Annotated in this window: 4 protein-coding genes; 1 reads left to right on the forward strand and 3 read right to left on the reverse strand. The window is 70.9% G+C overall.

The window, feature by feature from the left end:
- Together LCD33_RS16380 and lpdA are read right to left on the reverse strand one after the other, a co-directional pair.
- On the reverse strand, positions 1 to 246 hold a 246-nt coding region (locus tag LCD33_RS16380; RefSeq protein WP_304612898.1), incomplete at its 3' end, for a biotin/lipoyl-containing protein.
- A gap of 61 nt (positions 247 to 307) precedes the next feature.
- The gene (lpdA, locus tag LCD33_RS16385) at positions 308 to 1,678 is read right to left on the reverse strand and encodes a dihydrolipoyl dehydrogenase (RefSeq protein ID WP_224955292.1); all 1,371 of its coding nucleotides are present in this window, start codon (positions 1,676 to 1,678) and stop codon (positions 308 to 310) included.
- A gap of 308 nt (positions 1,679 to 1,986) precedes the next feature.
- On the opposite strand from lpdA, the gene LCD33_RS16390 reads away from it, so the two are divergent.
- Entirely contained in the window at positions 1,987 to 2,328 is a 342-nt protein-coding gene (locus LCD33_RS16390; protein WP_224955293.1) for an oxidoreductase, read from the forward strand.
- 4 nt (positions 2,329 to 2,332) lie between these two features.
- Here the strand turns inward: LCD33_RS16390 and LCD33_RS16395 are convergent, their stop codons facing one another.
- Entirely contained in the window at positions 2,333 to 2,842 is a 510-nt protein-coding gene (locus LCD33_RS16395; protein WP_224955294.1) for an OsmC family protein, read from the reverse strand.
- Positions 2,843 to 3,045: the final 203 nt, after the last annotated feature.

The raw sequence follows: 3,045 nt of genomic DNA on the forward strand, positions 1-3,045 counted from the left end.
GTCGGCGGCGCTGCCGCCGATGACGGCGAGCTCACCGCCGATCTCCACCGTGTCGTCCTCCTCGGCGACGATGCGCTGCAGCACACCGGCGGCGGGGGACGGGATCTCGGTGTCGACCTTGTCGGTGGAGACCTCCAGCAGGGGCTCGTCGACCTCGACGGTGTCGCCGACCTGCTTGAGCCACCTGGTGATCGTGCCCTCGCTGACGCTTTCGCCTAGCGCGGGCATCTGGACGGAGAAGGACATCGCTCGCGGACTCCTCGTGCGGTGTGGCGGGGTGCTGTGCTGGTGCGGGAAGCGGACCGGATCAGCCGTGGACGTGCAGCGGCTTGCCGGCCAGGGCGAGGTGCGCCTCGCCGAGGGCCTCGGTCTGCGTGGGGTGGGCGTGCACCAGCGGTGCCACGTCCTCGGGCAGCGCCTCCCAGTTGTAGATCAACTGGGCTTCGCCGATGAGCTCGCCGACCCGGTCGCCGACCAGGTGCAGGCCGAGCACCGGCCCGTCGGTGGCGCGGACCAGCTTCACCGCGCCCGCCGTCTTGAGGATCTGGCTCTTGCCGTTGCCTGCGAGGTCGTAGGTGAAGGTCTGCACCGAGCCGTACTGCTCCTTGGCGGCGCTCTCGGTCAGGCCCACCGAGGCGACCTCGGGGTGGCTGTAGGTGACGCGCGGGATGCCCGCCTCGTCGATCGCCTGCGGGTTCTGGCCCGCGATCTCCTCGGCCACGAAGATGCCCTGCTGGAAGCCGCGGTGCGCGAGCTGCAGGCCGGGCACGATGTCGCCGACCGCGTACACGCCCGGCAGGCTGGTGCGCAGCCGCTCGTCGGCGACGACGAAGCCGCGCTCCAGCTGGATCCCGGCCTCCTCGTAGCCGTGGCCCGCGGTGTTCGGGCCGCGGCCGACGGCCACCAGCAGCACGTCCGCGTCGAGCTGGTCGCCGTTCTCCAGGCTCACCGAGACGCCGGAGTCGGTCTGGGTGGCGCCGGTGAACTTGACGCCGGTCTTGAACTTGATGCCGCGCTTGCGGAACGCGCGCTCCAGCTGCTTGGAGGCGAACTCGTCCTCGTTCGGCACCAGGTGCGGCAGGGCCTCGACGATGGTGACCTCGGCGCCGAAGGAGCGCCACACGCTCGCGAACTCCACGCCGATCACGCCGCCGCCGAGCACGACGACCTTCTCCGGCACGAAGTCCAGGTTCAGCGCCTGCTCGCTGGCGATGACGCGGCCGCCGAGCTCCAGGCCGGGCAGCGACTTGGAGTACGAGCCGGTGGCCAGCACGACGTTCTTGCCGGTGTAGCGGGTGCCGTCGACCTCGACGGTGTTCTTGTCGACGAGCGTGCCCGCGCCGTCGACCAGCGTCACCTTGTGCGCCTTGGCCAGGCCCTGCAGGCCCTTGTAGAGCTTGCCGACGACACCGTCCTTGTAGGAGTTCACCCCCGCGATGTCGATGCCCTCCAGCGAGGTCTTCACCCCGAACTGGTCGCCGTCGCGCGCGGAGTCGGCGACCTCCGCGGCGTGCAGGAGAGCCTTCGTGGGAATGCACCCGCGGTGCAAGCAGGTTCCCCCGAGCTTGTCCTTTTCGATGAGGACGACGGACAGGCCCAGCTCAGCCGCGCGGAAAGCGCAGGCGTAGCCGCCCGAACCGCCGCCGAGAATGACCAGATCGGCGGACGTGTCGGTCACTTCGCACTCCTCGACAGCCATCGTTGAATCGCTGAGGTGCCGCCCGGCCCGGCTGTCGCGCGAGGCGCGGAACACCTGGCAGCCATCTTGTCACCACCCGTTGGGACGACGCGACGTGGGCTCGCTCTGATCGCGCGAACGTGCCCGATCCCACTGAATCGTTTTTTCCGATTCTCAGCTTCGTCACAGGCGCCCGGTGGCATCATCGCGAACGGGAGCACCGGTTTTCCGGAGGTGTCTCCGAGTGCGGCCGCGCGCAGGTGAATCGAATCCGCGGCCGGCTTCCAGCGCGCGGGGAGGCGAATGCCGTGGGTCTGTTCGATCGTTTTCGGCGACGGCGCACCACGGGTCGTCCGGCCGACTCGCGGGACACCGATCACCTGCGGACCTGGGCGCAGCAGCGCCACGGCGTCGAAGCCTTCGTCGAACCCCGCACCACCGTCACCGAGACCACGGTGCTGCTCGTCGCGCACGACGGGGAGTGGACCCGGCGCCGCGTCGCGGGACCGGAAGCGGCGTTCCGCTTCGCCCGCAAGCAGGGAATGCCCTGCTACGAGGTGGCCAAACTCGGCTACCCGCAGCGGATGCGGGACTACCAGGCCCGGCAGCGGGTGTTGCGGGACCGGCAGCGCCGCCGCGACCTGGGCTGACGCGTCAGTTCGCGACCCGGGTGGACGGGGTCAGCCGCACCGGGAAGTTCACCGACTTCGAGATGTAGCAGAGCTCGTGCGCGCGCTCGTGCAGCGCTTCCGCGGCGTCCACGCTGGCCAGGTCCTCGACCGCGACCTCCGGCTGGAGCACCACTTCCCGGAACTGCCCCGAACCGTCGGCGTTCTCCGCGAGCTCGCCCTGCGCGTGGTCGTGGTAGCCGACCACCACCACGCCGCACTCCGCGGCCAGGTGCAGGAACCACAGCATGTGGCACTGCGACAGGGACGCGATGAGCAGCTCCTCCGGGTTGTACCGGTCGGCGTCGCCGAGGAACGCCGGGTCCGCGGAGGCCTCGATGGTGCTCTTGCCCGCCGAGCGGACCTCGTGGGTGCGCTCGTAGCTGCGGTAGCTGCTGGTGCCCGCACCGGTGTTGCCGGTCCACACCACTTCGACCGCGAAACCGTGCCGCGCAGGCCCGGGGGTGGTCGGCTGCTGCTCGCTCGTTTCGCTCACCACCCCATCCTGGCATCGCGGGGCAGGGCCGTGGTGATCCCTTTGAGACGCGGCTCACAGCCGTTCCCGCACGTGGCGCGGACGGCGAACGGGCCCCCCCCCCCCCCCCCCCGGCGCGGGGGGGGGGGGGGGTGCGGCCAAGCTGCGCCGAGATGGGGCGGGCCCCCCGGCAACAGGGGCCCCGCCCCCCCATCACGCCGAAA

It is taken from the genome of Saccharopolyspora sp. 7B (assembly GCF_020177435.1).
GTDB lineage: Bacteria > Actinomycetota > Actinomycetes > Mycobacteriales > Pseudonocardiaceae > Saccharopolyspora_C > Saccharopolyspora_C gregorii.